Origin of the sequence: Dyadobacter arcticus (assembly GCF_011762185.1) — a bacterium.
Taxonomy (GTDB): Bacteria; Bacteroidota; Bacteroidia; order Cytophagales; family Spirosomataceae; genus Dyadobacter; species Dyadobacter arcticus.
On sequence record NZ_JAASQJ010000002.1, the window covers coordinates 956,420 to 982,076 of the forward strand.

At 43.7% G+C, this 25,657-nt stretch carries 22 protein-coding genes; 12 read left to right on the plus strand and 10 right to left on the minus strand.

Features of this window, described 5'->3' with window-relative positions; genetic code table 11:
- The first annotated feature begins 38 nt into the window (after positions 1–38).
- Entirely contained in the window at positions 39–932 is an 894-nt protein-coding gene (locus tag FHS68_RS11860; RefSeq protein WP_167270225.1) for a 1,4-dihydroxy-2-naphthoate polyprenyltransferase, read from the plus strand.
- Positions 933–939: 7 nt separating this feature from the next.
- On the opposite strand, the gene FHS68_RS11865 is transcribed toward FHS68_RS11860, so the two are convergent.
- The 6 genes from FHS68_RS11865 to FHS68_RS11890 form a co-directional block, all read right to left on the minus strand.
- Entirely contained in the window at positions 940–2,721 is a 1,782-nt protein-coding gene (locus FHS68_RS11865; RefSeq protein ID WP_167270227.1) for an SGNH/GDSL hydrolase family protein, read from the minus strand.
- A 70-nt stretch (positions 2,722–2,791) separates the two neighbouring features.
- Positions 2,792–3,241, minus strand: a complete 450-nt coding sequence (locus FHS68_RS11870; protein WP_167270230.1) for a DUF4920 domain-containing protein — start codon at positions 3,239–3,241, stop codon at positions 2,792–2,794.
- Positions 3,242–3,319: 78 nt separating this feature from the next.
- Positions 3,320–6,775 (minus strand): DUF7948 domain-containing protein, encoded by a 3,456-nt coding sequence (locus FHS68_RS11875; protein WP_167270232.1) that lies wholly within the window; start codon positions 6,773–6,775, stop codon positions 3,320–3,322.
- A gap of 17 nt (positions 6,776–6,792) precedes the next feature.
- Complete coding sequence (locus FHS68_RS11880; RefSeq protein ID WP_167270234.1) at positions 6,793–7,410, minus strand: ABC transporter ATP-binding protein; 618 nt, start codon at positions 7,408–7,410, stop codon at positions 6,793–6,795.
- Positions 7,411–7,447: 37 nt separating this feature from the next.
- A complete protein-coding gene (locus FHS68_RS11885) occupies positions 7,448–8,650 on the minus strand; it encodes a hemolysin family protein (protein WP_167270236.1) in 1,203 nt (400 codons plus the stop codon).
- On the minus strand, positions 8,647–8,946 hold the full coding sequence (locus tag FHS68_RS11890) for a hypothetical protein (RefSeq protein ID WP_167270238.1): 300 nt from the start codon (positions 8,944–8,946) through the stop codon (positions 8,647–8,649). Before FHS68_RS11890 ends, FHS68_RS11885 begins: the two co-directional genes overlap by 4 nt.
- Positions 8,947–9,124: 178 nt before the next feature.
- Here FHS68_RS11890 and fbaA point away from each other — a divergent pair, with 178 nt between their 5' ends.
- The 5 genes from fbaA (at position 9,125) to FHS68_RS11915 (ending at position 11,824) form a co-directional block, all read left to right on the plus strand.
- Positions 9,125–10,204: a class II fructose-bisphosphate aldolase gene (gene fbaA, locus FHS68_RS11895; RefSeq protein WP_167270239.1), complete on the plus strand. Its 1,080-nt coding sequence runs from the start codon at positions 9,125–9,127 to the stop codon at positions 10,202–10,204.
- 232 nt (positions 10,205–10,436) lie between these two features.
- Positions 10,437–10,763, plus strand: coding sequence for a hypothetical protein (locus FHS68_RS11900; protein WP_167270241.1), 327 nt, complete (start codon positions 10,437–10,439; stop codon positions 10,761–10,763).
- 8 nt (positions 10,764–10,771) lie between these two features.
- Positions 10,772–10,981, plus strand: a complete 210-nt coding sequence (locus tag FHS68_RS11905) for a hypothetical protein (protein WP_167270243.1) — start codon at positions 10,772–10,774, stop codon at positions 10,979–10,981.
- Positions 10,982–10,989: 8 nt separating this feature from the next.
- The gene (locus tag FHS68_RS11910; RefSeq protein WP_167270245.1) at positions 10,990–11,364 is read left to right on the plus strand and encodes a hypothetical protein; all 375 of its coding nucleotides are present in this window, start codon (positions 10,990–10,992) and stop codon (positions 11,362–11,364) included.
- 85 nt (positions 11,365–11,449) lie between these two features.
- The gene (locus tag FHS68_RS11915) at positions 11,450–11,824 is read left to right on the plus strand and encodes a hypothetical protein (protein ID WP_167270247.1); all 375 of its coding nucleotides are present in this window, start codon (positions 11,450–11,452) and stop codon (positions 11,822–11,824) included.
- Positions 11,825–11,834: 10 nt separating this feature from the next.
- On the opposite strand, the gene FHS68_RS11920 is transcribed toward FHS68_RS11915, so the two are convergent.
- Entirely contained in the window at positions 11,835–12,203 is a 369-nt protein-coding gene (locus FHS68_RS11920) for a winged helix-turn-helix transcriptional regulator (RefSeq protein ID WP_167270249.1), read from the minus strand.
- A 100-nt stretch (positions 12,204–12,303) separates the two neighbouring features.
- On the opposite strand from FHS68_RS11920, the gene FHS68_RS26580 reads away from it, so the two are divergent.
- From FHS68_RS26580 to FHS68_RS11935, 3 genes are all read left to right on the plus strand, one after another.
- On the plus strand, positions 12,304–12,426 hold the full coding sequence (locus tag FHS68_RS26580) for a hypothetical protein (protein WP_262889582.1): 123 nt from the start codon (positions 12,304–12,306) through the stop codon (positions 12,424–12,426).
- Positions 12,427–12,437: 11 nt separating this feature from the next.
- On the plus strand, positions 12,438–13,145 hold the full coding sequence (locus FHS68_RS11930; protein ID WP_167270251.1) for a DsbA family oxidoreductase: 708 nt from the start codon (positions 12,438–12,440) through the stop codon (positions 13,143–13,145).
- Between the two features lie 95 nt (positions 13,146–13,240).
- Positions 13,241–15,811 (plus strand): DUF5686 and carboxypeptidase regulatory-like domain-containing protein, encoded by a 2,571-nt coding sequence (locus FHS68_RS11935; RefSeq protein ID WP_167270253.1) that lies wholly within the window; start codon positions 13,241–13,243, stop codon positions 15,809–15,811.
- Between the two features lie 2 nt (positions 15,812–15,813).
- Here the strand turns inward: FHS68_RS11935 and FHS68_RS11940 are convergent, their stop codons facing one another.
- The gene (locus FHS68_RS11940) at positions 15,814–17,670 is read right to left on the minus strand and encodes a M1 family metallopeptidase (RefSeq protein WP_167270255.1); all 1,857 of its coding nucleotides are present in this window, start codon (positions 17,668–17,670) and stop codon (positions 15,814–15,816) included.
- A gap of 244 nt (positions 17,671–17,914) precedes the next feature.
- On the opposite strand from FHS68_RS11940, the gene FHS68_RS11945 reads away from it, so the two are divergent.
- On the plus strand, positions 17,915–18,079 hold the full coding sequence (locus tag FHS68_RS11945; protein ID WP_031526823.1) for a DUF1328 family protein: 165 nt from the start codon (positions 17,915–17,917) through the stop codon (positions 18,077–18,079).
- 61 nt (positions 18,080–18,140) lie between these two features.
- Here FHS68_RS11945 and guaA read toward each other — a convergent pair whose 3' ends face one another.
- Positions 18,141–19,670 carry a glutamine-hydrolyzing GMP synthase gene (gene guaA / locus FHS68_RS11950; RefSeq protein ID WP_167270257.1) on the minus strand — a complete coding sequence of 510 codons (1,530 nt, stop codon included), beginning with the start codon at positions 19,668–19,670 and terminating at the stop codon, positions 18,141–18,143.
- 276 nt (positions 19,671–19,946) lie between these two features.
- Here guaA and FHS68_RS11955 point away from each other — a divergent pair, with 276 nt between their 5' ends.
- Entirely contained in the window at positions 19,947–22,400 is a 2,454-nt protein-coding gene (locus FHS68_RS11955; protein ID WP_167270259.1) for a TonB-dependent receptor, read from the plus strand.
- Positions 22,401–22,520: 120 nt separating this feature from the next.
- Here the strand turns inward: FHS68_RS11955 and FHS68_RS11960 are convergent, their stop codons facing one another.
- Complete coding sequence (locus tag FHS68_RS11960) at positions 22,521–23,711, minus strand: phosphoglycerate kinase (RefSeq protein WP_167270260.1); 1,191 nt, start codon at positions 23,709–23,711, stop codon at positions 22,521–22,523.
- Between the two features lie 206 nt (positions 23,712–23,917).
- Between FHS68_RS11960 and FHS68_RS11965 the strand changes: the two genes are divergently transcribed.
- Positions 23,918–25,651 (plus strand): VRR-NUC domain-containing protein, encoded by a 1,734-nt coding sequence (locus FHS68_RS11965; RefSeq protein WP_229211862.1) that lies wholly within the window; start codon positions 23,918–23,920, stop codon positions 25,649–25,651.
- Positions 25,652–25,657: the final 6 nt, after the last annotated feature.

Consider the following 25,657-nt stretch of genomic DNA (forward strand, 5'->3'; position numbering starts at 1 on the left):
CTTCATCCTGGCAGTTTGTTTATTACTACCTCCTATCAATGAATCCCTGGATTGAAGCGGCGCGCCCCAGAACATTGCCTTTGGCGCTTTCCTGTATTTTAATGGGTTGCTTCCTGGCCGCTGCGTCCGGAACATTCAGCTGGCCCGTTGCTCTCCTGAGTGTCCTAACTACGATCATTCTGCAAGTGCTCTCCAATTTCGTCAATGATTATGGCGATGCGGTAAATGGCAAGGACACTGCATTGAGGCAAGGTCCTAAACGGGCAGTGCATTCTGGTGAAATCTCTTCCTCCTCCATGTTAAAGGCCATTGTTGTTTTTGCAGCATTAGCCCTCATTTCCGGAGTTTTGTTATTAACCATTGCTTTGCGAAATGCGCCAGCCAATGCATTCTGGGTGTTTCTCGGAATCGGGATTGCCTGTATCATTGCTGCTATTACTTACACCGCTGGTAAACGTCCATATGGCTACGTCGGCCTTGGCGATTTGTCGGTACTTATCTTTTTTGGCTGGGTAGGCGTTTTGGGCAGCAGCTATCTGCATACCCACATTTGGGATTGGGGACTTTTGCTTCCTGCAAGCAGCTGCGGCCTTTTTGCTGTTGGTGTTTTGAATATCAATAATATCCGGGATATCGAATCAGACAAGGCAACTGGCAAAAATTCAATCCCAGTCAGGCTTGGTCGCGAAAAAGCAGTTAGGTATCATTGGGCTATCCTGATTACCGGCATGCTATGTGTTTTGATTTACACCATTCTTCATTTCTCACATTACACCAGCCTTATTTTCCTCTTCAGTTTTCCGCTGTTTATAAAAAATGGCCTTGCTATTTCGAGATTAACCAAAGCAAGCGAACTGGATCCCTACCTCAAACAAATGGCATTGTCAACATTGCTTTTTGTGATTCTTTTTGGCATTGGTATTGTTTTGTGAAAGGCCTCTATTTAATAAAAGGCTGAATTTCTCTTCCAAGAACCGTATATCCTTTCGCATTGGGATGCAGGCCATCCGAGAAAAGTGATTCATCAATTTTCCCGTCTTTTTGAAGGAAAACCTTGCCTGGATCGATGTAAACCACATTGGTTTGTCCGGTCAGGAGTGCTAGCTTCTCATTCAATGTCGCAACTCGCTGCTCCTGGTTTCTTCTGGGATAAATTCCGATCATTGTAATTCTTGCTTTGGGTTGTCTATATTTCAGCGCGTCAATCAGCAACGTCCATCCTGCGACGATCTCTTCATCCGTATTCAGGTGAAGGTTATTTGTTCCAATATTGACCAGGATATTTTTGGCAAAAAAGCCATCCAGCTCTCCATGGTATACTCTCCAAAGCACATTTTCGATCCTGTCCCAGCCATATCCCTGGTTCCTTGAATTACTGCCAAATGTGCTGTTCCATGAATCTTCGTCCGTAGCACGCGGCCCTTTCGGCAGGCCTCCCCAGAAATGCGTAATCGAATTGCCGATCACAATGGTGGCAGGTGCGGACTTTGTATTGAGTTCCAGGACTTCCTTGTGTCGCATTTCCCAGTCATAATTATTCAGTTCCCGCAGCTGAGTACTTGGTTTTGTAGTGCTAACCTCTCCTTTATATTCATGAAGAATGTTCCGGATATGCTTTTCGTAACCTTCGGCGTAGCTCATCATTCCAACGTCATTGGGATGCGTGCCATCAACGGTTCCTTCGATATCCAACCCAAAATCCGCTTTTGGAATGAGATAGATATTGCCCATTCCCTCCGATTTCAACTGCTGGAAAGCACCTCGCAATAGCTCATTGATTTCTACATAAAAATGCTTGCTCTGAGGATTGATGGCTTCATCAGTATATCCTGCATGTTCTGCCAATGCAATAGGCGTATCCGGATGCTTCGAGCGCAATGTATTTACCGTGCTTAAAATCCGCTTTTTTACTTCCTCGGCAGTCACGGGCAGCGCAGCACCTGGCCTGATCGTCAGGTTTGGCAAACAGTCCAGCACAAAAATCTTCGCGTCGACTTCCGCGATCATATCCACCACTTCCTTTTCCAATCGGCCGTTTCCAGAAAACCCGAGATTAATAAGCGGATGATCCAATTTTCTGCCTAAAATGGCCGTCCACGCCATACCAGGCCTGGAAGCACAGCCACCCTGGGCAATGGAAGTACCGTAAATAACAACCGGCTTATCCGGCCTCACCGGCAATGGCGTGAACTCACTTCCTTCGGAGGTACCGATTTCCATCCATTTTACACTGTTGTATAAAGGAAGAAACAGCCTGTACTCCCGCCCTTTTTTATGGTAGGTATCATTCGGTTCCAGATTTTTGAAACCATACACAATCGTATCGCCGAATGCATATTTCCCGGCACACCAGCGCCAATCTCCGTCACTCGCAATGGCATATAAATCCACGCCACTTACGCCGGTAGCGGGCATATGTGGCAATGCGTGTTTGCCACCCACGATGTATCTGATTTTAATCTGAGACGCATTGGCCCGGAACCGGATCATTAATCCAGCCGACTGATTGGACAAGGTCCATACCGCATCTCTTACCTGATTCTCGGCCCTGGCAGGCAAACGGTCATAGGGGTTTTTCATTTCTTTTGGCCAGGCCTGACCTTCAATAACCGGAAAGGTGGCGGTTTGCGGGTTCCACCAGTTCAGTTTTTCGGACTGCGCATTGGCAGCCCAGGAAACGCAAATAAAAATCGCCAGCCAGGTAAAAAACTTTATTTTCATAAACACAAAAAAGGACGCTCTGTATCTCTACAAAGCGTCCAGTTATATAATTCTTCCCTATTAAATATGTTTATTTCACAATTACACCATCCGCAACGAATGTTAATTCATCCTTTGGCTCGGTGATTTTAGCAATTTCTTCTTTGCTTTGCCCGGCGTCCTTGGCATAATGCTGAAGGTGGTCAACCGGAACTGATTTCTTCTGTGCCTCTCCTTCAAAGACCACTGTTTTTCCTGCTATATCTTTCGGAACAAAAAAACCATAATCTTTAAACATTACCCGCATTGTCTCACCATTTTCCAATTTCACCGTCATCCAGCAACCTTTAACCTGGCAAACAGATTCAACAGTACCGCTTACCTTCGCCTCCATTTCAGTTTTATCACCCATTTTTGCGGGTAGTGCTTTTGCCTCAATTGCTTTATTTTCAGTGATTTCTTTGCCAAAATGAGTAGTGCTCTGCGCGTTCGCTGTGAAAGCAACGGTGGCGACCAGTAAAAATGTAAACAGCTTTTTCATGAGTCAGATTTGTTTTTATTGATAAAACGAGAATTTATTTAAATATAACACTTGTTGATCAAAAGTGAAATACCTACCCTAGTGCAGCACCTCGACCCACCCTTTACAATGGTTTCCCTGCGGTGTATCCACCACATAAAAGTAAGTCCCGTTGGAAATTTCTTTCCCCCAATCATTCTTATAATCTGTTGTTTTAAAAATGGATTTTCCCCACCGATTGAACATTTCCAGAGAGGACGGCGAGACAGGTACCACAAAAAAATCATTCTTTCCATCACCATTTGGGGTAATTACATTGGTTAAAGTGAATGGCGGCGAAGCAATTATCTTTTTGGAAGTTGTCAATGCACAACCGGCCGCATTATAAGCGGTTAGGGTGATGACATATTCGCCAGGGGTATCATAAATGTATTCGCTGATCTCCGGCTCGGTCACCTTACCACCAACTCCCAGGTTCCATTCGTACCGCTGGGCATTGGGCGTTTTATTGGTCGTGGAATAGCTGAATGGCTCATTGCAAGCGCCACCGGAAGTTACAATTTCAAACTGCGGCTCAAAGGAGTTGTCGATATTGACAGTAATCTCCCGCACAGGCCTGCACCCATCCGCATATATCCCCTCCACCGTATACGTTGTAGTTTGCGTAGGCTTTACAGTGACCGATTTGCCAATGGTTTCTTGAAGCCCGGCGGTGGCGAGCCAACGATATTGGGTAGCCTTGCCGTTCACAGATAGTACCACCGTTGTTCCCTGGCAGACTTCTGTATCAGGCATATCCAAAAAATCCGTCTTTTTCTCCACCTCAATTTTCACCTTCGCATTCACCTTACAGCCGCTAGCATTGCTGATTTCCACGGAGTATTCGGTTGGCTCTTTTACGATAGCTGTCGGGTTGGCAGTGGTCGTGCTGCTCAAACCTTCAGCAGGCGACCATTTATATTGGGTACCTCCGGAAGCGAGCAGTTTTACGGCTGTATTTTCACAAACTGCGGTATCCCCTGTAACTTTTGCATTCAATGTTTCGACAATGATCGTCTTTTGGGCTACATCTACCCGCTTGCAGCTGAGCCGGTTATAGGCCTTCAATGTAACAATGTATTCTCCCGGTTTTGTAAAGGTATATTCAGATTGGTCTTCTTCACGGGAAATGGTGCTTCCACCTACTTCCCAAATGTAGTCCACGCCACCTTCGCTGGTATTGACGAAGGATAAGGCCAGCGGGGCGCAACCTCGCAACACATCTTTGGTTTTTCCCGAGTAAACATCAAAATCAGCCTTTAAACGATCGATGTCGATTTTGAAAGCCGCATTGTTACAGTTATCGCTGTTATTGGTTTTGGACCAAGCCTGGGGTGTTACTGGGAAAAAACTGCCGCCGCATGCGCAGGTAGCATGATAAATCGTCCCGTTTTTATCGAAGCGGCTGGTACCTCCATCCACATGATCACCCTGTACATTGTTGTTGCGGCTATCGCTCCCAAAGTATGTGGCATATAAAAGTGACTTCGCTCCTTGTTCAAGTATGGCAATGTAAAAGTTGTTGCCGTTGGTTGATGATTTGATGGCGTCTTCCGTTACTTTAAGGCCAACTGTACTGCTCGCCAGGTTGTTATCGGTATCGGTGTTTACATTTCCTCCCCACCCTGCAATGTAAATATTGCCGCATTCACTCACCAGAAACGCAGTCGGCGAAATGTCAGGTGTTCCGCGGCTGGACCCAATTACGGTTGAAAAAATGGTTTTGGATAACGCAGGATCGAGTGCATGAATGAATTGCCCGCTTTTGACATTCTGATAAACTCCCTCACTCACCGGGTAATTGCCATTGGTAAGGCCATAAACATAGACGTTACCGCTTGGATCGGTGTCGACGATATAACCTTGATCTTCCCTGTCCGTCCCCATATAAGTAACCGCAGCAATTTTGTCTGCCGAAAACTTTGCGACAAACCCATCCTCGGTACCTTTCAGATGTTGCTGGTAGGAAGATGCAGTCGTAGGCAAAACCTTGCTCGTTGTCACCCCGACCACATAGACGTCGCCATTTGCCATTGATTTCAGGGAATAGGCCGCTTCTTCTTTTTCACCTCCAAAATACGTACTCCACAAAAGCGTGTTTAAACCTGCATCAAATTTGCTAACAATGCCATCCTGGCTTCCGTCCAATTTTCCTTGCACGAAGTTTTTAACAGGAAAATTCCCGGAATTGGTGGAGGATACAATCAATACATTGTCTGAGTTATCCACCACGATTTCACCCCTGAATGCATCCCCGTAATTCCGGATTGTAAATGAGAGGCTATTGCTGACGCCGTCATTACCGTTTCCGCCCAAATAGGTGGAGCCAGCCAGCTGCTTGCCATCCATACTTAATTTTGAAATAAAAATATCTGAACCATTTGCAAGATCCAGGCCGGAAATGGGAACTACCCGTGTACCTCCGCCGAATGCAGGCTGAAAAGCGTTGCTCCGGGTCGGGAAGTTTTTCGAGGAAGTAGTACCCAATACTAAAAGCTCCTTCTTAGAATTGACAATAAGGCTCGTCGGAAGATCCGTATTGTTACCGCCAAGAAATGTCGCGTAAATAAGCTTACTGCCATCCGGTGAGAATTTCATCAGCGAAATATCTACCAGACCTTCAAATTTGGTTTGGAATGCACCGACAGTTGCAGGGAAATTTGCACCAAATACAGTACCGCCGGAATAAAGGTTACCCTCATCGTCATACGTTGCCGTATGCCCCCAATTGTCGGAGGTCGATCCGGAATAGGTAGAGAAAATAAGCTCTGGATCGATTGTTAAAATCTGTTTTTTATCATAGCCCTTTGGTAGATTGAATTGCGCCGTATTTTCATTCAGCAGAGAAAATGGGGACGCAATTTCCACTGTCTTGCCATTGATATTTTGAAATGAATAGGGTTCAGCTTCTTTGAATGTGCCGATAGAAGTTTTAATTACCAATTGACCGGTCTCATTCAATGACACCTTTTCTGCACCCGAATATTGAAGCTTGATCTGACTTGGATCTGCATTGGGCTGGACCAAAAATTCATATTTGAGCTTAAATTGGTGAAGGTAAATGCGCAAATTGATTCCGGGATAGAGATTTTCATAAATGATTTCCTCAAAACCTTTCGCACCTCCGGCCCATTTAGCTTCTTCTTTGCCAAGAAGATAGTTGAAATAGGTTTCTATTGGCCGCTTTGGATCATGCTTTACAGAAGAAAGAGAATTTTGAAATTGTACTTCCACACCATGAGCAGGAATATTTTCGTCCAATGAACTCTCTCTGACCGCAGCGGTAGCATGATGTTTTGCGTGATGTCCGGATACTTTTTTGATATCGTACAGCACATAAATAAGAGAGTGATTTTTTAGGAAAAGAAAACCTCCGGGTATCTCAGCACGAAAAAGAATGTCCTTTTCCCATTGACCACGGTTTTCAATGAAATACATTCCACCACCCAAAGATTTCAGAGCAGAGAAAGTAGTAAGAATAAAGATGATGAAGATTGAGCGTAAAGTTTTCTGCATCGGCACGACCTCGTTTTTTATTTGAACGCAGAAACAGATATGATATTTTCACAAAACTCATATTCCTGTTTTACATTGGAACCAAGCAAAACAAGCTGATTTTGAGTGTTATCAACCACATGATCAAGGTACCAGCTGATACCCTGCGCATCCAGATTGGTGGTAGGTTCATCCAAAAAAATGATGGGGACATCGGACATAAACGCAAGCCCAAGTTTTACTCTTTGCTTCATTCCCGAAGAAAAATGACGAATTGTTTTGTTGCTGGCGTGGGAAAGTTGAATGAAATCTTCGAATTCCTGGTACGACATATTGTCTTTGAATGGCTTGAATTTGCTGTGGAAAGTTATCAGTTCCCGCAAAGTAAATTCCTCGATCAACTCGAGATAAGGCGCCGCAATGATCAAATGCTTGTACCAATGATCTTCCTCAATCTCTTTGCCATCTGAATGGTATCTGATCTTTCCCTCCGAAACCGGTACCATACCTGTCAGCAATTGCAGAACCGTCGATTTTCCACTGCCATTTGGCCCGACGAAAGTATATTTCTGACCTGCCGACAATTCAAAACTGGCATTGCGGATAATCCACTCCCTCACAAATTTCTTCCCAATATTTTCAACCGATATCCGCACCTGAGCACCTTATTGAAATGAATTTAAGCGTTACTGCTTACTCTCTGCTTCCTTTTTTCTCCTTTTCCTCAATGGTCAGTTTCACAAGCTCTATCCGGGTATCCTGAACAGATATCACCTGGAAGGAATACGGAGGTATGCTGACCGTTTCGTTAACGTCCGGCAAATCGCCGCAATATTGGATGAGCATTCCTGCAAGGGTATCATAATCGCCTTCCGGAAGCTCCCAGCCGTATTTTTCATTTAAATAGTCGAGCTCATGCCTTGCGCTGAGCATATATGTATCATCGTCCAGCTTCCTTTCGGTCCAATCTTCAGTAGAATCATATTCATCCTGGATCTCACCAAAAATTTGTTCGACCACATCCTCCACACTTACCAGGCCGGAAGTACCGCCAAATTCGTCCACGACCAGCGCAATACTCCTTCTTTCTTCTAAAAAACGGAGCATTAAATCCCTCGCGTGCATCGCTTCGGGCACAATCAGGATCGGGGTAATGATGTTGCTGATTTCTTTGGGTTTTTTGAAAAGCGATAAAGCGTGGCAGTAACCCAGCACTTCATCCACGGACTCGCGATGGACGATAATTTTGGAGTGCCCGCTGGTCAGAAACGCCGTCCTCAAATCTTCAATAGTCGCATTCACATTGACTGCCGAAATCTCCGTCCGGGGAATCATACAATCCCTGATCCGCAAATCTTTGAAATCAAGGGCGTTAATAAACATCCGCTCTTCAATGCTGTGGTCATCAAAATCCGGATCGTCGGCGGAAACAATGTCATCACGAAGAGAGGCCGATAATATATTCTCCTTCACAAATGGCTCGACGACCCAATACAACGGCGTCATCACCCATTCACCAAATCTTACGGGGAAAGACTTTAAGTCGAGCACGTGCGGGAAACTGCGGCCAACTTTGATCCAACTGCTGTATGAAACCATCCAGAAAACCGCCAATCCCGCAAACAATGCAATGATGATGAGCACTTCCTGAAAACCAGAGGTAAGGAACAGATAGGGATAGATTGTAATAACTGCCATGAAACAGCCCAGCGCCACGGCCAGCAAACGTATCATTCGCAGTACCCGTCGCCAGTACAGCGTCTGGATTACCACTTCAGATTTTTCGTTCCGTAGCGAATACCTGTCAATCGAAAAATCTATCAATACCGATCTCACTGCTCCGAAATATCCGGCCAGAACAAAGAATACGATGGTAAGGGCGAACGGGGTGATCATCTTTTAGGCTTTTTGCCAGGAGCTTTTCTTGGCGAAATGATTTTCTTTTCTTCTGTAACTCCGTTGCGGGTCGCTGCTTTCAACCGGATAAACTGAAAAAAAAGCAGGCAAACAATGCTCAATAGCAGAAGCCAGTAACTTTCAAACAGTCCAGCTCTGCGGAATTCCAGGACCCAAACGGCAAAGAAACCAAGTGCGAGCGCTAGTAATACTGTCCTGTTAAGTTTGGAATTCATTAATGCGTAATTAGTAACAAAAGAAGGCAGGTTAATACCCGGTTTTTCAATGATTTCCAAAGATACACAGATTGTGCCAAAACGATTAAAACCGTATTAATCTTCCCTATAATGTATAATAAACCATACATATTTCCTCCATTTTCTGTAAAATACCTAACTTGCGTCGATCGGTTCCCAATTCATTTTTGTTACCTGAATTGTGAAATTATTTCTCGAAAAAATCTTCTTAATTACTATGAGCGAAACCACAAAACGCTTTGCCTCCGGGGTTGTTACCGGTGATGGTGTCAGCGAAATTTTCCGCCATGCCAACGAAAATAACTATGCCCTCCCGGCGGTTAACGTGGTAGGAACCAACTCAGTGAATGCGGTAATGGAAACTGCGAAAGCGGTAAACAGCCCTGTCATCATTCAATTCTCAAATGGCGGTGCTATATTTTATGCAGGGAAAAGTCTCAACAATACCAATCAGCAGGCAGCGATAGCGGGTGGTATCTCCGGAGCCATGCATGTGCATCAAATGGCAGCACTTTACGGCATTCCCGTAATCCTTCATACCGACCATTGCGCCAAAAAATTGCTTCCCTGGATCGATGGCCTGCTGGACGCCGGCGAACGTCATTTTGACCAATATGGTAAGCCTTTGTACAGCTCCCATATGCTGGATTTATCGGAAGAGCCGATTGAAGAGAACATCGAAATTTCTGCCAAATATTTCGAACGTATGGCGAAAATCGGTATGACGCTAGAAATAGAGTTGGGTGTAACAGGCGGAGAAGAGGATGGTGTGGATAACAGCGACGTGGATAGCTCTAAATTGTACACGCAGCCTGAAGAAGTGGCTTACGCTTACGAAGAACTTCTGAAAATTTCTCCAAACTTTACAATAGCCGCTGCATTTGGAAACGTCCATGGCGTTTACAAACCAGGTAATGTAAAACTTGAACCGAAAATCCTTCGCAATTCCCAAAACTTTATCCAGGAAAAATTCCATACTGCTGAATTGCCAGTGAATTTTGTATTCCACGGTGGCTCAGGTTCATCCCGCGAAGAGATCCGCGAGGCAATTGAATACGGCGCGATCAAAATGAACATTGATACCGATATGCAATGGTCGACCTGGGAAGGAATTTTGAAATATTACAAAGAAAAAGAAGGATATCTGCAGACCCAATTGGGCAGCCCAGATGGCCCCGATTCGCCAAACAAAAAATACTACGATCCCCGTGTTTGGCTTCGTAAAGGCGAAGAATCCATGATCCAACGCCTCAAAGGTGCATTCGAAGATTTGAATTGCATTAATCAGCTGGGGTAAAAGCTGAGATATTATAGATGTCGGGTTAATTCCTGATTATTGAAGAGCGGCCCGTGAGGGTTGCTCTTTTTTTGTAGCCAACGTAATTCGTGGTGAGTCATTTTACCGATCAATAAGCGATGTCGGCCGGAGGATGGATGTTAAGTTGGCTTCTACAAACTACCGAACTGATCTCGCTTAGATTGCTTGGAAGAAAATCAGTTATTCCATCATCTAAAAATTGAGATTAGTTATGCATTTTAAGTTCAAAGTTGCCGCTTTTGTTATTCTGTGCACATTATCAATGGCTTGTGAAAATGAGGTGTCAGTTTCCCAGGAAAAGTCAGTTAGCCGGGAAGTAAAAATGAAATCCGTTCAGTATCAAGGCTTGAAAGCGCAAATGCCCGAAGATTACCCCGACGCTTTGATTGGCTACACCTACGGCGATCTGGAACATATTTCCTTAACTGTAAATCCAGAGAATAAATCGAATCTCCGGGAGCATTCAGGAAATAGTTTCGATGAAATAGTTGAAAACGTCAGGAGAAAGCATCCCGATTTTGAAAATGCTGAACCCTGAGTAGGGATATGGATTTGTTTAACAACCTGGTGGGGCTGCAATATTATGTACAAATAGCTGAACGCTACAAAAAGAACATTTTCGATTATAATGTTCGCGTAACCAAAAGCGATGATGAAATATTTAATTATATCAGCGCCTTGACTTCTAGACTTGTTCTCAGTTCAGCCGAAATTCAAAATGGCTCACCATTGAATGTTCTGGTTAGACTGAAATGAACTGTAATATGAAAAAAATAATATTTATGCTGCTTCTTTCAATCAGTTTCACTTGCGAAGACAAATTCTACAAGAAGAAATTTGATACGAAATTTACAATCACGAACAATACCAATAAGGTGGTCTCAGAAATAGAAATTGATGCTAACTACGGTGTGAAGGTATGGACGTTTAAAAACACCCAGCCGGGAACGACAGAAAAGCTTCGCTTTAATATAAAAAGGGACATTCGGCGGTCGGAAGGAGCGTTTATAATTACTGCATTTTTTAGTACAACGGATAGTGTAACATTAAATACCGGGTATTACACCAATGGCTATTTTCTGGAAGAAAATCCAACGGACTTTCATATTTATGAAGACACTATCGTAGGAAGCAGATAATATGAAAACAACCCAGCCCAGCTGGATATCGGGCTGGGTTACTTTTTATAGTAGAATACTAATCAGACAAGCTATACATCTCACCATGAAGAAAACCATATTCGTTTTAAGCTTCTTGTTCCTCTTTTCCTGCGAAGACAGGCTATACAAAGAGAAGTATGACATTGAGTTCTTGATAACTAATAAAACTGCAACCGTAATTTCTGAGTTAAAAATTGACGGAGATTACGGAACCAAAGTATGGATAATCAAAAATATAGAACCTGGAAAAATTGAAAGATTAAAACTCAATATCAAACGAGACCTTAGAATTCCAGAAGGAGGATTCATGATTACTGCGCTCTTAGCTAGGGGAGATACCCTGAGCTTAAATACAGGCTATTTCACAAATTGGAGTTATCAGGGGCCAAATCCTTCTCGATTTAATGTTTATGAGGATAGGATCGTGCTAGAAGAATGAACCCTCCCATTCAAACCGCACTCATAATCCGCTCCCTATGCTTCACCCCCCAATCCCTCAGAACCTCAATCACCACTTTCAAAGAATGCCCATACTCCGTCAGCGAATATTCCACTACAACGGGGATTGAATCGTAAACTGTCCTTTTGACGAGTTCATTGCATTCGAGGTCGCGCAGTTCTTTGGATAACATTTTATCCGTGATACCGGGCACTTCCCGGGCGGTTTGGGAGAAACGCTTGTTTCCAAACATCAGAGATATGATAATGGGCAGTTTCCATTTGCCACTGAGTACTTCCAATGCATCCCGCACAGGTAGAATGTTTTTGGTACATTCACCCAATGTGTAACCCTCAACTTTTACTTCTTCGTTTTTCATGACTGGCTGAACTTGATTCGCTATCCTTTTGTATAGTACTTACAAATGTATAGTATATTTAATTAAGTTTACAATAGCATTTAGTAAACGGATATAGAGGATGAGTGAACTGATAGAAAAACTGAACTGGCGCTATGCAGCCAAACGAATGAATGGAGAAATGGTACCCAAAGAAAAACTGGATAACGTCCGCACGATGAGTTTTTTATTACAGTGTAGTTAATAAATAAAGCTATGAAGGTAGAAATCTGGAGTGATGTCATGTGCCCGTTTTGCTATATCGGGAAGCGCAAATTCGAAAATGCATTATCGCAGTTCCCTCAGAAAGATCAAATTCAGGTGGAGTGGAAAAGCTTCCAGCTCAACCCGCAAATGAAAACGGAACCGGGTAAGAGCATTAACGACTATCTGGCCGAAGTAAAGGGCTGGGCACCCGATTATGCACAAAAAGTAAACGATCATGTCACTAATCTGGCCGCGGAGGTGGGCTTGAAATATAATATGGATGAGGCAGTTGTGGCGAATTCGTTCGATGCACACCGTTTTGTTCAGTTTGCAAAAACAAAAGGATTGGGTGATGCGGCTGAGGAGCAGCTTTTTAAAGCATACTTTACGGATGGGAAAGATACTTCCAATCATGAAACGCTGGTGGAGCTTGGAAGCGAAATTGGCTTAAATGCCAGTGAATTAATAGCAGTTTTGCAAGGTACACGGTTCAGTGAAGATGTCCGTAACGATATTTATGAGGCACAGCAAGTTGGTGCACGTGGTGTTCCATTTTTTGTAATGGACCGAAAATATGCGGTTTCGGGTGCACAACAACCTGAAACTTTTTTGAATGCATTGGAAAAATCGTTTAGTGAATGGGAAAAGGCAAACCCTCAACCCTTGGTAACATTCGCGGAAGGCTCGTCATGCGGCCCAGACGGGGTATGTGACTAGATTTCGCAACGCTGGTACGGTTATATAGGTAAAGGCAAACAGGTGGAGTAGTAATTTCACCTGTTTTGCACTTTAAGCTTATATAACGCTCTATCATGTTGCGCCTTGCATTATTCCTGTTCCTTTCCATTATAATTAGAACATCCTGCCAGGGCGGGGGAATTAAAGGTCGTATCACTACAGAGAATGGCGAAGCGCTACCCTACGCTGGCATTGCCGTAAAAGGTACTAGTAATGGTACGATGGCTAATGAAGATGGAGAATACGAATTCAGCTTATCTCCTGGCGCGTACGAGATTGTGTATCAATATCTTGGCTTCAAAACCATTTACAAAACAGTAACAGTAACCACCGATTTCTCGGAGCATAATATTACGCTTGAAGAGCAGGCGCTGAGTTTACAAGAGGCGACCATTGGAAAAAGCAAGGAAGATCCCGCTTACAGCATTATGCGCCGCGCCATTGCAAAGGCGCGGTTTCACCAACTTCAGGTAAGAGGTTACACAGCAAGGGTTTATTCCAGAAGCACGGCTTTACCTACCAAAATCCCCTATCTGGTTGAAAGACGATTGAAAAAAGAAGGCATTCAGGAGGGTAAGGCAATTTTGAATGAAAGTGTTGCGGAAATAAAATACCGTCGCCCTGGCAATTACAGCCAGCGCATTGTTTCAACACGTAATAGCCTGGATAACAGCATCCCATCACCCAATGAATACATTCTTGCCAGTTTATATAGCCCCGAAATAGCAGGTACCATCTCGCCGCTTTCCCCCAAAGCATTTGCATATTATAAGTTTGAATATGAAGGCTATTTCCAGGAGCAGGGCCAGCTAATTAACAAAATCAAAGTGATACCAAGAGCTTATGGCGAAGGCGTCTTTAAAGGAAGTCTTTTTATCCTGGAAGACCGCTGGTCTATCCATAGTTACGATCTTCAAACAACGACCCAAGGATTAAATATTTCCGCCAAACAACTTTTCAGCCCAGTTCAGGACGTATGGATCCCTGTTAATCAGCAATTTCGGATCAACGGGAGTTACCTGGGTTTTGCAGGAGAATTCAAATATCTGGTTTCTCTGACCTATCAGAAACTGGACATTGATCCGGGTTTGAAGGAAGATATTGTTATTAAAGATCATAAAAAGGAATCGGTTGCAGATGGAGGCAAACGCAAGAAGGATCTTGAAAACCTGATCAAAGATCAAAAAGAATTCTCTACAAAGAATTTCCGAAAACTCACCAAAGCATACGAGAAAGAACAGAAGAAAGAAGCACAATCACTAGATAGTGACGATCGGTTGGTTAGACAGGATTCGATTGTGATCGATTCGATGGCTAACAAACGGGATACCACTTATTGGCAATCGTTGCGGCCCATTCCCTTAACAAAATCGGAGGTTTCCAGTTATGTTTTGCAGGATAGCATTAAGGTGGTGAAAGACTCCCTGAAAATAAAATCCCGACCTGATTCTCTTTACTTCAAACCCATTCATATTGTAACAGGCAATACCTATTCACTGGGCAATCGTAATACGTTTTATTTCAAAAGTCCCATATTATCAATCAGTTATAATACGGTTGAAGGCAACGCGATCAACTTTATTACCGAATGGCAGAAAAAATGGGGCAAATCATATCAGCTAAGTCTGAGGCCGCTGGTCAGATATTCTTTTGGTCGGAAAAGGGTTTATGGAAACCTGGAAACTAACATTGGCAATAACAAATGGAACCTGGGCCTTTCGGGTGGTGAAATGGCGAGCCAGATCAATAATAAAAATCCGATTTTGCCGCTTCCGAATAGCATAGGTGCAAGGTTTTTCGACCGTAATTACATGAAGCTTTACCAAAAGCAGTATGGTAGAATTGATTTTACATTACGCAACATTGCGGATATCCTTACGATCGATGCCGCCTTGGATTTAGAACATCGGAAGGAGCTTTTTAACCAGCCCAGCGCACGGCCGATTTTCTTTTGGAGTGATTACAGCTATACCTCCAACCGCCCATTCAACAAGGAGCTTCCAAATACCGGATTTGCCGAACATAACGCCACAATCCTCGACCTGACTGCCACATTGCGTCCCTGGCGCAGATACTTGATCCGAAATGGTGAAAAACGATACCTCAGAAGCAAAGGCCCTTCATTTACTGCCAATTACAAAAGAGGGCTTGGATTTGCGGGTGATGTTGATTATTCGATGTTGCAGGGAACGATTCGCCAAAATCTTAACCTCGGGCCAAGAAGCAGTCTTGAATACCTGGCTAATGGAGGTGGCTTTTTGAGTAAAAAATCAATGTACTTCCCTGATTACCGCCATTTTATGGGTAATGAATTCTTCTTTCAGTACACCTATCCGTCGGATCAATTCCGTATGCTGCAATATTACCGTTACAGCACAGCCTCTTGGTTCTTTCAGGCACATGCAATCTGGTCTTCCCAAAATTTCGTAATCACAAAAATTCAGGCATTACGGGTTACCGGACTGTCAGAAACCATCCAGCTTCATTATCTGAGGGTACCAACAATCCGGAATTATTCGGAACTGGTTTATGGCATTGATAACATTTACCGCGTTGTTCGGCTTGAAGCAGTCGCTCAATTTCACGGAAGTCATTTTAAGGGAATGGGCTGGCGTATTGGAACTTCTATTCCAATCGGGAGATAAGGTTATCTGATAACGTCACTTCTGAATCTTGGTAGTTCTTTGACGAGTGGCGGAAATACATTGTTATCCAGGTTGATATCTGCCATTCTTTGGCTGGGATCAATTGCGATTCTTTGAATTTCAGACGCATTGCGGTTGATCGAAAAGGTATATTCGGGATAAGTCCAACCCCAGTCCGCCAAAAGTTGCGTCTTGGCGAAGAGTTTTTCTTCTTTTTCTCCCCGCATTATTTCCAGCGGAATATAAAAGTTTTCCTGACTCCCGTCAACGTAACTGACCACAACATCCAGCGGCATAGGCATTTGTCCGATTCTTTGGAGCACAATGTCGGTTTTGTCCACAATGGGTATCACTTCTTTTATACCGAAATCAATGGTCTTGGTGGTTCCTATGAAATCTTCCCAATACCAGTCCAGTTCCAGCCCGGATTCCTTTTCCATGATCCGTTTAAGATCTGTAGGATTGGGATGTTTGAATTTCCAATCATTAAAATAACGTTTGATACCGCGCTCAAATGTTTCATTTCCAATCACATAATTGAGCTGGTTCAAAAATACAGCTCCTTTCGCATAGCTTGCAATACTGTATGCACGATTGGTATTGTAATGATCCGCGTGAGTAGTAAGCGGTTCCTCTAATCCGGACTTCACAAGGTTGCGGTAACTGTTTGTGCTTTTGAGCTGAAGATCGGCCTTCGACGAAAACAACGCGGCCATCACTTGATTTTCCGCATAAGTAGCAAAGCCCTCATCCATCCAGGGGTATTTGGATTCATTGGTTCCCAGTAGCATTTGAAACCAGCTGTGGATCGATTCATGCACCACTACGCTAATCAATCCGCCTGGCTTGTGACGCCCCGTTATCAAAGTGCCCATTGGATATTCCATCCCACCATCTCCACCCTGTATGACCGAATATTGCTTGTAGGGATAACGCCCGAATTTTTCATTCATAATATTAAAACAACGCACCGCCAAAGGCTCCATTTCCTTCCATCCAGTAGTCAGGCTGTCGTTTTTGTAGAAGAAATGCAGATCCAGCTGGTCATCGACTTTGACGACATCATGCTTGTAATTGCGATCCGCAGCCCACATGAAATCGTGTACTTCCGGCGCGACGAAATGCCAGGTCAGTTTTTTACCAGGCTTATGCGTTACCTGCTTTTCTGTGTAGCCATGGCCTATATTATCCGGATTTTGAAGATACCCTGTTGCAGCAACGGTGTATGCAGCATCTAATGTTATTTTCACATCAAAATCGCCCCAGACACCATAAAACTCCCTTCCTATATACGGATTCGCATGCCATCCTTCATAATCGTACTCACTCATTTTAGGATACCACTGCCCCATTGAAAATTCGACACCTTCACTATTATTCCGTCCTGTGCGACGAATCTGTACGGGAACCTGCGCTTCAAATTCCATGTCGAATGTGTGCTGGCTCTTCGGAAGGATTTGGTCATTGAGTGTAACTTCAAGGATGGTACCCACTACCTTATATTTGACTGGCTTCCCATTGTGTTTCAAAGAAATGACCTTTTCATAGCCAATTTCGGAAGGGGATAATTTAGAAATGCGATCCTTAACCCGTGCATCCGGGTCACTGATTGTCCTCGAACGAACATCCATTTGGCTGCCCGGCTGAAACGCATTAAGATATAAGTGATAAAAAACCTTGTGGAGCGTGTCTGGGGAATTGTTGCTGTAAACCAGCTTTTGGGTGCCTTTATACTGATTTTTGGCTACATCAAAGTCAATATTCATCTGATACTTCACCCGCTGCTGCCAACGGTCACTCTGCGCCGAAACCTCGGCCACTACTGCAATGATTAGCAGAATACATAACTTGAACTTCATCTTTTTTAATTAGTAGGTTAATTACTAGATAACGGATTTATAGGGTTATGCAAGACACCTATCATCCAAAACATGTTTAATACCACAATCAATGGGCATCAAACTCCACAAGGAAGGTGCTGAAATCTGTTTTCAAACTGTTTTTACACATCTATTTGATATTTTATTATGGTTGTGGATTTGGCACATATTTGTTAAGTCTCTTATCAGATTTATTTATCAAGAAACTTAACTTTTGTCAATCATGCTGAAATGGACCGTAATATTTCTGATTGTCGCTATTATCGCCGGAGTTCTCGGATTTGGTGGAATAGCTGCCGGTGCGGCCGGAATTGCTAAAATTCTTTTCTTCGTATTCCTTGTATTATTTGTACTAAGCCTGCTCAGCAGAGGTGTAGGCCGATCCTGACACGAAAAAATATAGCTAAATAAAAAAAGCGGATTCACATCCGCTTTTTTTGTTTTATAACCTACTCCCATTCAATGGTTGCAGGCGGTTTAGAAGAGATATCATAAACAACCCGATTAACACCTTTTACACGGTTGATAATGTCGTTGGAAACCTCGGCCAGAAATTCATAAGGCAAATGTGCCCAGTCGGCGGTCATTCCATCAACGGAAGTCACCGCCCGCAATGCAACTACGCTTTCGTAAGTCCTTTCATCTCCCATAACCCCCACACTCTGCACTGGCAAAAGCATGGCACCTGCCTGCCATACATCTTTATACAAATTCCATTTACGCAGCCCACCAATAAATAGGGAATCTACTTCTTGGAGAATTGCCACTTTTTCGGGGGTGATTTCTCCCAAAATACGAATTGCAAGTCCGGGACCTGGAAATGGGTGGCGTCCTAAAATTTTCTCGTCTATCCCCAATGTTCTACCCACTGCTCTTACTTCATCTTTGAAGAGTGTGTTCAGTGGTTCCACCACTTTCAGTTTCATGAAATCTGGCAGGCCTCCAACATTATGGTGCGATTTGATGGTAGCCGACGGGCCGTTGATGGACACAGATTCAATGACATCAGGATAAATAGTGCCCTGACCCAGCCATTTCACTTCTTCTATAAGATGCGCTTCCTGATCGAAAATGTCGATAAACGACTTACCAATTGCTTTACGCTTGGATTCGGGTTCGGTAAGGCCTGAAAGAGATTGATAAAAGTGTGATTTTGAATCTACACCCTTGATATTCAATCCCATGTTTTGATATGAATGCAATACTTCCTCAAACTCATCTTTTCGCAGCAACCCATTATCTACGAAAACGCAATACAGGTTTTCGCCAATTGCCTGGTGCACCAGCGTAGCAGCGACCGTCGAGTCAACCCCGCCCGAAAGTGCCATCACGACCTTGTCATTGCCTAATTTTTTTCGGAGATTGGCAATGGTCTGTTCCACAAATGACTCCGATGTCCAATCCTGGCGGCAGCCGCAAATCTTAGCGACAAAGTTGAACATCAGCTTTTTACCCTCCGTGGTATGTGTTACCTCCGGATGGAACTGAATGCCGTACGTCAATTCATTTTCAATCTTGAATGCAGCAACTTTTACAGATTCTGTGGAAGCAATGACGTGGAAATCTTCGGGGGCACGAACGATTGTATCGCCGTGCGACATCCAAACCTGGGATGACTCCGACAAACCCGCAAGCAAAGAAGAATCGGAATCATCTATCGCCAGACGGGCGCGGCCGTACTCACGATGCTCAGAAGGTTTTACGTCACCGCCCAACTCCTGCGCCATCAACTGGGCACCATAACATATACCCAGCACGGGCACTATTTTACGAAATTGGTTTAGATCGATTCTGGGCGAATCTGCATCCCGGACGGAGCAGGGACTTCCTGACAAAATTACGCCTTTGATATTGGGGGTGAGATCGGGGAAATTGTTGTATGGGTGGATTTCACAATAAACATTAAGTTCACGGACACGTCGCGCTATTAACTGTGTATACTGTGAGCCAAAATCTAAAATCAGAATTTGTTCAGTCATATATATGCTATCTAAATCGCAAAGGTAGGCAGATTGATGGAAAAATAGCGCCTCCCATTCGTTCGTATTCAAATATCGCCATTCAAACTTTTTTTGAAGCTTCGTGCAACTTTCGTGATTCCCTTTGTATCTATAAATCACAAGTTGGCGCACACCTCTCCCGCTTAAATAACAGAAAAACCACTTATGTAATCTAAGGTTCTATGTTATACCAAGTACTTACATTTGCAAAGTACTGGAACTTAAAAGCGGTACACTTAACGTAATCTATTAGCCATGAAATTTTTTATTAACCTAACCGTAGCATTGCTACTGAGTGGAATTTTTGCGTCTGCACAAACCACTCAAAACAACATTGGTAACGGAAAAGTATCCGGAGCAATTCTGGATGAAAAGTCGCAACCCTTCCCGTTTGTCAATGTATTGCTACTTCAAGCCAAAGATTCTGTACTCGTAAAAGGACTTGCCGCCGACGAAAGTGGCAAGTTCATTTTTGATCAGGTTGCAGCCGGTAAATACCTCGTTCTGGTTTCGATGGTAGGATATCAGAAGAGCTACACAGATGTCTTTTCCGTCGCTGATGCCTCCATTAATCTCCCCGTAATTTCCCTCAAAACAGACATTAAATCGCTTAGCGAGGTTACCGTTATCGCCAAAAAACCTTTCATCGAACAGCAAATTGACCGCACCGTTGTGAATGTGGAAAACAGCATTGTTTCTGCTGGTGCTACGGCCCTGGAAGTGCTCGAACGCGCTCCCGGCGTGACCGTTGATCAGCAAAATGAACAGCTCAAATTAAGGGGAAAAGAAGGTGTTATTGTTCAGATAGATGGAAAACAGACATTTCTGTCACAACAAGAATTGATCACCCTGCTCCGCAATACGCCAAGCGACAACATTGAAAAGATCGAGCTCATTACCAATCCTTCTGCCAAGTATGATGCTGCCGGAAACTCGGGCATTATCAACATTAAGATGAAGCGGAATAAAAACTACGGCACCAATGGTAACATTAACCTTGGCGCTGCATATGCCCGTTACGGGAGATCAAATGCAACTGCCACCATCAATCACAGGGCAGGCAAGATCAGCACATTTATCAGCGGAGGCGCTTTCCTGAATAAAGGATTCAATAATAACGACATATACCGTAAAATTCCTTTCGAGAACAAAGTCACCATTTTCGACCAGAAAACGGAAAGGATCAATAAATCGAAATACTACAACGTACGCGCTGGCCTCGACTATTTTGTGAACGACAAAACAACCATTGGCGTGCTGGTTTCAGGTTTTTATAACAATTGGAGCAGCCCTTTCGGCCAAACCAATACCAGGATTCTGAACGAAGACCTTTCCCTGCAACGGACATTCAGGACTAATGTTTACAATGGCGGTATCATGAACAACGTCAGCGCAAATGTCAATTTTAAACATCAGTTCAATGATAAAGGCAAGGAAATGACTTTTGATTTGGATTTTGTGAATTATGATGGAAAGAAAAGCAGCAACCTGGATACACGGTATTTTAAACCTGACGGCCAACAGGACGGAAGTCCCGAAACCGTCAAAAATAATATGCCTTCTGATATCAACATCGGCGTTGCCAAACTGGATTACGCGCAGCCGCTTTGGAAAGGTAAATTTGAAACAGGTTTGAAATCCAGCCTCGTGGCTTCCGACAATGATATGGTTTTTGAAATTAAAACAGATGACTGGGTATTGGACCCAACTCGCTCCAATCGTTTCAAATACACCGAAAATGTGAATGCGGCTTACCTGAATTACAGCGGCAGTATATCCAAAAAAGTTAAATATCAGCTTGGCCTTCGCGGTGAACATACCCACTCGATTGGTAACTCCGTCACGCTGAACCAGAAACGCGACCGTAACTATGTCAATTTGTTCCCCAGTGTTTTCCTGTCCAATCAACTGGATACGAACAATGTACTGAACCTATCGTACAGCCGTCGGATTGACCGTCCGAATTACCAATCGCTCAATCCATTTGAATTCTACCTGGATCCTTATACTTTCCAGAGGGGCAATCCAAATCTTAAACCACAGTATACCAACTCATTCCAGCTGGTGCATGTTTACAAAAGCTTCCTGAATACTACGTTGGCTTACAGCCGGATTAAGGATATGATTGCAGAGGAGCTACCTCAGCAGATCGCTTCCGAAAACAAAACTTTCGTCACATCCGACAACCTCGATAACCAGGATAATGTAAGCCTTACAGTTTCATTTCCAATCAAGATCGCGAAATGGTGGAATGTGCAGACAAATTTCACGGGAGTCTACAATCACTATAAATCGTTTTATCTAGAAGAGCAGTTGGAACTGAAACAGGTATCCTGGAATATGTATGCGAGCAATCAATTCACTATTTCAAAAACTTGGTCGGGCGAAATCTCCGGCTGGTATAATAGCAAGGCCTTTTACGGATTATATGCAGCCAAACCGATGGGAATGGTCAATGCGGGCCTGCAAAAAACCATTTTAAACAGAAAAGGCACCCTCCGCTTAAATGTAAATGACATTTTCTGGACGAACCGATTTCGTGGAACAGCAATGTATAAAGACATTGACTTTTCAGTAAAATCGCAGTGGCCAAGCCGCCAGTTCAGATTGACTTTCACATACAATTTTGGTAATCAAAATGTGAAAGGTGCCCGCCAGCGCAATACCGGTTCTGACGATCTTCAGAAACGGGCGAATGGCGGAAGTTAGGTTGGAATTCCGGCTTTAATGAGCCCGTATTCATAAATTAGTTAGGTTTGTTATGCAGAAAATGCATCCCGCGATGTGCGGGATGCATTTCTTTTATATTCAACCCAGAAATTTCTTTTCTTAACTTTCAAGTGCAGCTACGCCAGGAAGTACTTTTCCCTCCATATATTCAAGCAACGCGCCTCCGCCTGTGGAAACATAGCTGACACGATCACCATATCCTGCATTGTTAATCGCAGATGCCGAATCACCTCCACCAATTAGTGAGAAAGCATCATTCTCTTCCGTAACCGCTACTACCGATTTGGCAATCGCATTGGTACCTTGCGCGAAATTTGGGAATTCAAAAACACCCATTGGACCATTCCAAAGTACGGTTTTCGAATTTTTGACGATATCAGCGAAAATCTTGATCGTTTCAGGACCGATATCCAATCCCTGCCATCCGTCTGGAATCTCGCCAGCTGCCACCACTTTGCGCTCAGCGTCATTGCTGAATTTATCAGCGATAACCGAATCAACAGGTAATATCAGGTTAACTCCTTTATCCTTCGCTTTTTGAACCAGTTCCAATGTCAGGTCCTGCTTATCCGCTTCCAGCAGTGACTGGCCAATGTTACCACCCTGTGCTTTGGAAAATGTATAGGACATACCGCCTCCAATGATCAGGTTATCTACCGTATCGATCAGGCGTTCAATAATTAATATTTTGTCAGAAATTTTAGCACCGCCCATGATCGCGGTGAAAGGACGCTCAGAATGTTCCAAAAGTCTTTGCGCGTTATCCAGTTCAGCCTGCATGACGTAGCCACACACTTTATCCGCAAAAAACTTACCAATCACTGCTGTCGAAGCGTGTGCACGGTGAGCTGTTCCGAAAGCATCCATTACCCAGACATCACCCAGTTTGGAAAGTTTTTCGGCAAATTCTTCGTCACCTTTTTCCTCTTCTTTATAAAACCGAAGATTTTCCAGCAACAAAACTTCGCCTGAATTCAATGCCTCAGCCATCTCAGTGGCACTGGCACCAATGCAGTCGTCGGCGAACTTTACGGTCCTGCCCAGAATCAGGGATAATGGGTTAACAAGGTGTTTCAGGGAATATTTTTCCGTAGGCCCGTCCTTCGGACGCCCCAGGTGTGACATTAAAATGACGGAACCTCCGTCGTTCAGAATCTTTGTGATTGTGGGAATTGTCGCACGGATCCTTGTGTCGTCCGTAATCTCAAACTTGTCGTTAAGCGGGACATTGAAATCCACGCGGACCAGGGCTTTTTTGCCCGAAAAATCATAAGAATCTAATGTTGTCATGGGCTGGTAAAATTGTTTTCCATAGGTCGCAAATGTAATCCAATTTCTTTATTATATACTATATATTTGAGAAAACACGGCTTCAATAATAGGTATAATGCAATTTATGCTTTCCATTTTTCTAAAAAATGAGGACTTAACCAAATTTTAATTAGTGCGATCTTATTGGTAATTTTATTTTTCAAAAAAATTAGAATAGCCCCATTTTGAGCGACTTGTTACAGGATCAGTTTGTGCAGGATGGGGGGTACCGACCGGAGTTCCCAACGGACCTCCCACCCAAATATTACCACGATTATTTCAACTACGTCCTCGACTTTGTGAGGAGGAGATATGCCCATATCCTGACCGAAAACGAGGCTGGGTTCCTTGAGGGCTACGAAAGCCTTTCCGAAGATGCGCAATGTCTTTTTATCCGTTTCAGCAATCGCAGCAAATCATTTTTCAGGGTCAAGAGCCTCTCCTATTCCGAAATTTCAGACCTGCCAGCCGTACTGAATGAACTGCTCGAACAAGCATTCATTGAGTCCATTTGCGAAGCGCACGAATCGCGATTTTCCGAGATTATCGATCTATTTACAAAGCCGGAACTTTTGGTTTTGACAAAAATGCTGGAACCAGATGTGATGCCCTCCAAAAGCATTAAGAAAAACGATTTGGTCCGCTGGCTTTTATACGAATATGATTTCAAGGCACTATGCGAGATCATTTCCGAAATGGAATCCGTGGTAAAAGTGACTTTTGAAGCAGAGGTAATGCTGATGAAATTCCTCTTTTTCGGAAACCGCAATGCCGATATGACCGAATTCGTCATACGCGACCTGGGACACGTCCGTTTTCAGTCTTTCGATGAACAGCACTTGTCTGTTCAGTTTGAAACCAGGAAAGATGTGGACGATACCCTCATGATTTCATTGATGAAGGAGACATTCGATGTGATCAAGCAGGAAATGCCACCGGAGGATATTTTCGACTGGTTTATGAATTGGCAGGCGGGAAGCGGCACCGGTCTGAGTAACAAGGCGATACCATCATTTAACTCGTTTATTTTAAGGGTAAGTGCCTGGCTGGAAAGAAAAAAAATGCTTTCCCAGGCACTCAGCATTTACCAGCTTACCAATGATGCGCCGGCCCGCGAAAGGCGTGTTCGTCTTTTGTACAATCTGGGCGAGATCGACGAAGCACTGGCGCTTTGCGAAGAAATCGCCGAAAACCCCCAGAATGCGGATGAGCGCTATTTCAGTCTGGATTTTTATGAAAGGATAAAGAACAAAAAGACCAGGATTGTCAAACGGACAACCCAGGCATTGAAAGCGTCTGAAGCCATCGAGGTATCCGTTTTCTTCCGTTATCAGGTCGAATATGGGGCATTGGAATATTACCGTTCGCTGGGTTTCAAGGCATTTTTCAGCGAGAATGAGCCCTGGCGGGCTTTATTTGGGCTGCTGTTCTGGGATATCATTTACGATACCAATGTGCAAACCATTCACAATCCGTTTCAGCGCATACCTTCCGATTTCTTTCTTCCTGATTTTTATTACAAAAGGTCAGCGCTTTTAAGAGAACGTTTGGAAGCTGCACATTCCCGGGAAATTATTGATGAAATGGTCAGCCAGACTTACAAGGAAATGTATGGCATCACCAATGTGCTTGTGCCCTGGTACGATGGCGCTTTGGACAAGGTCCTTACATTAACTTCACTTTTGAGTCACGAACAGATCCGGCTGGTCATGCTGGAAATCGCATTAAACCTAAAAGAAAACACCCGGGGATTTCCTGATATTCTGATCTGGAATGAATCGGAGTATGCATTTATTGAAATCAAATCCCCCACAGATCACCTGTCTTCCAGGCAGCTACATTGGCAGCATTTCTTTTCCGAACATGGTGTAAAAAGCCGGGTTGTGCGGGTTAATTGGCTAAAAGACGAAGGCTTATAGAAAAAA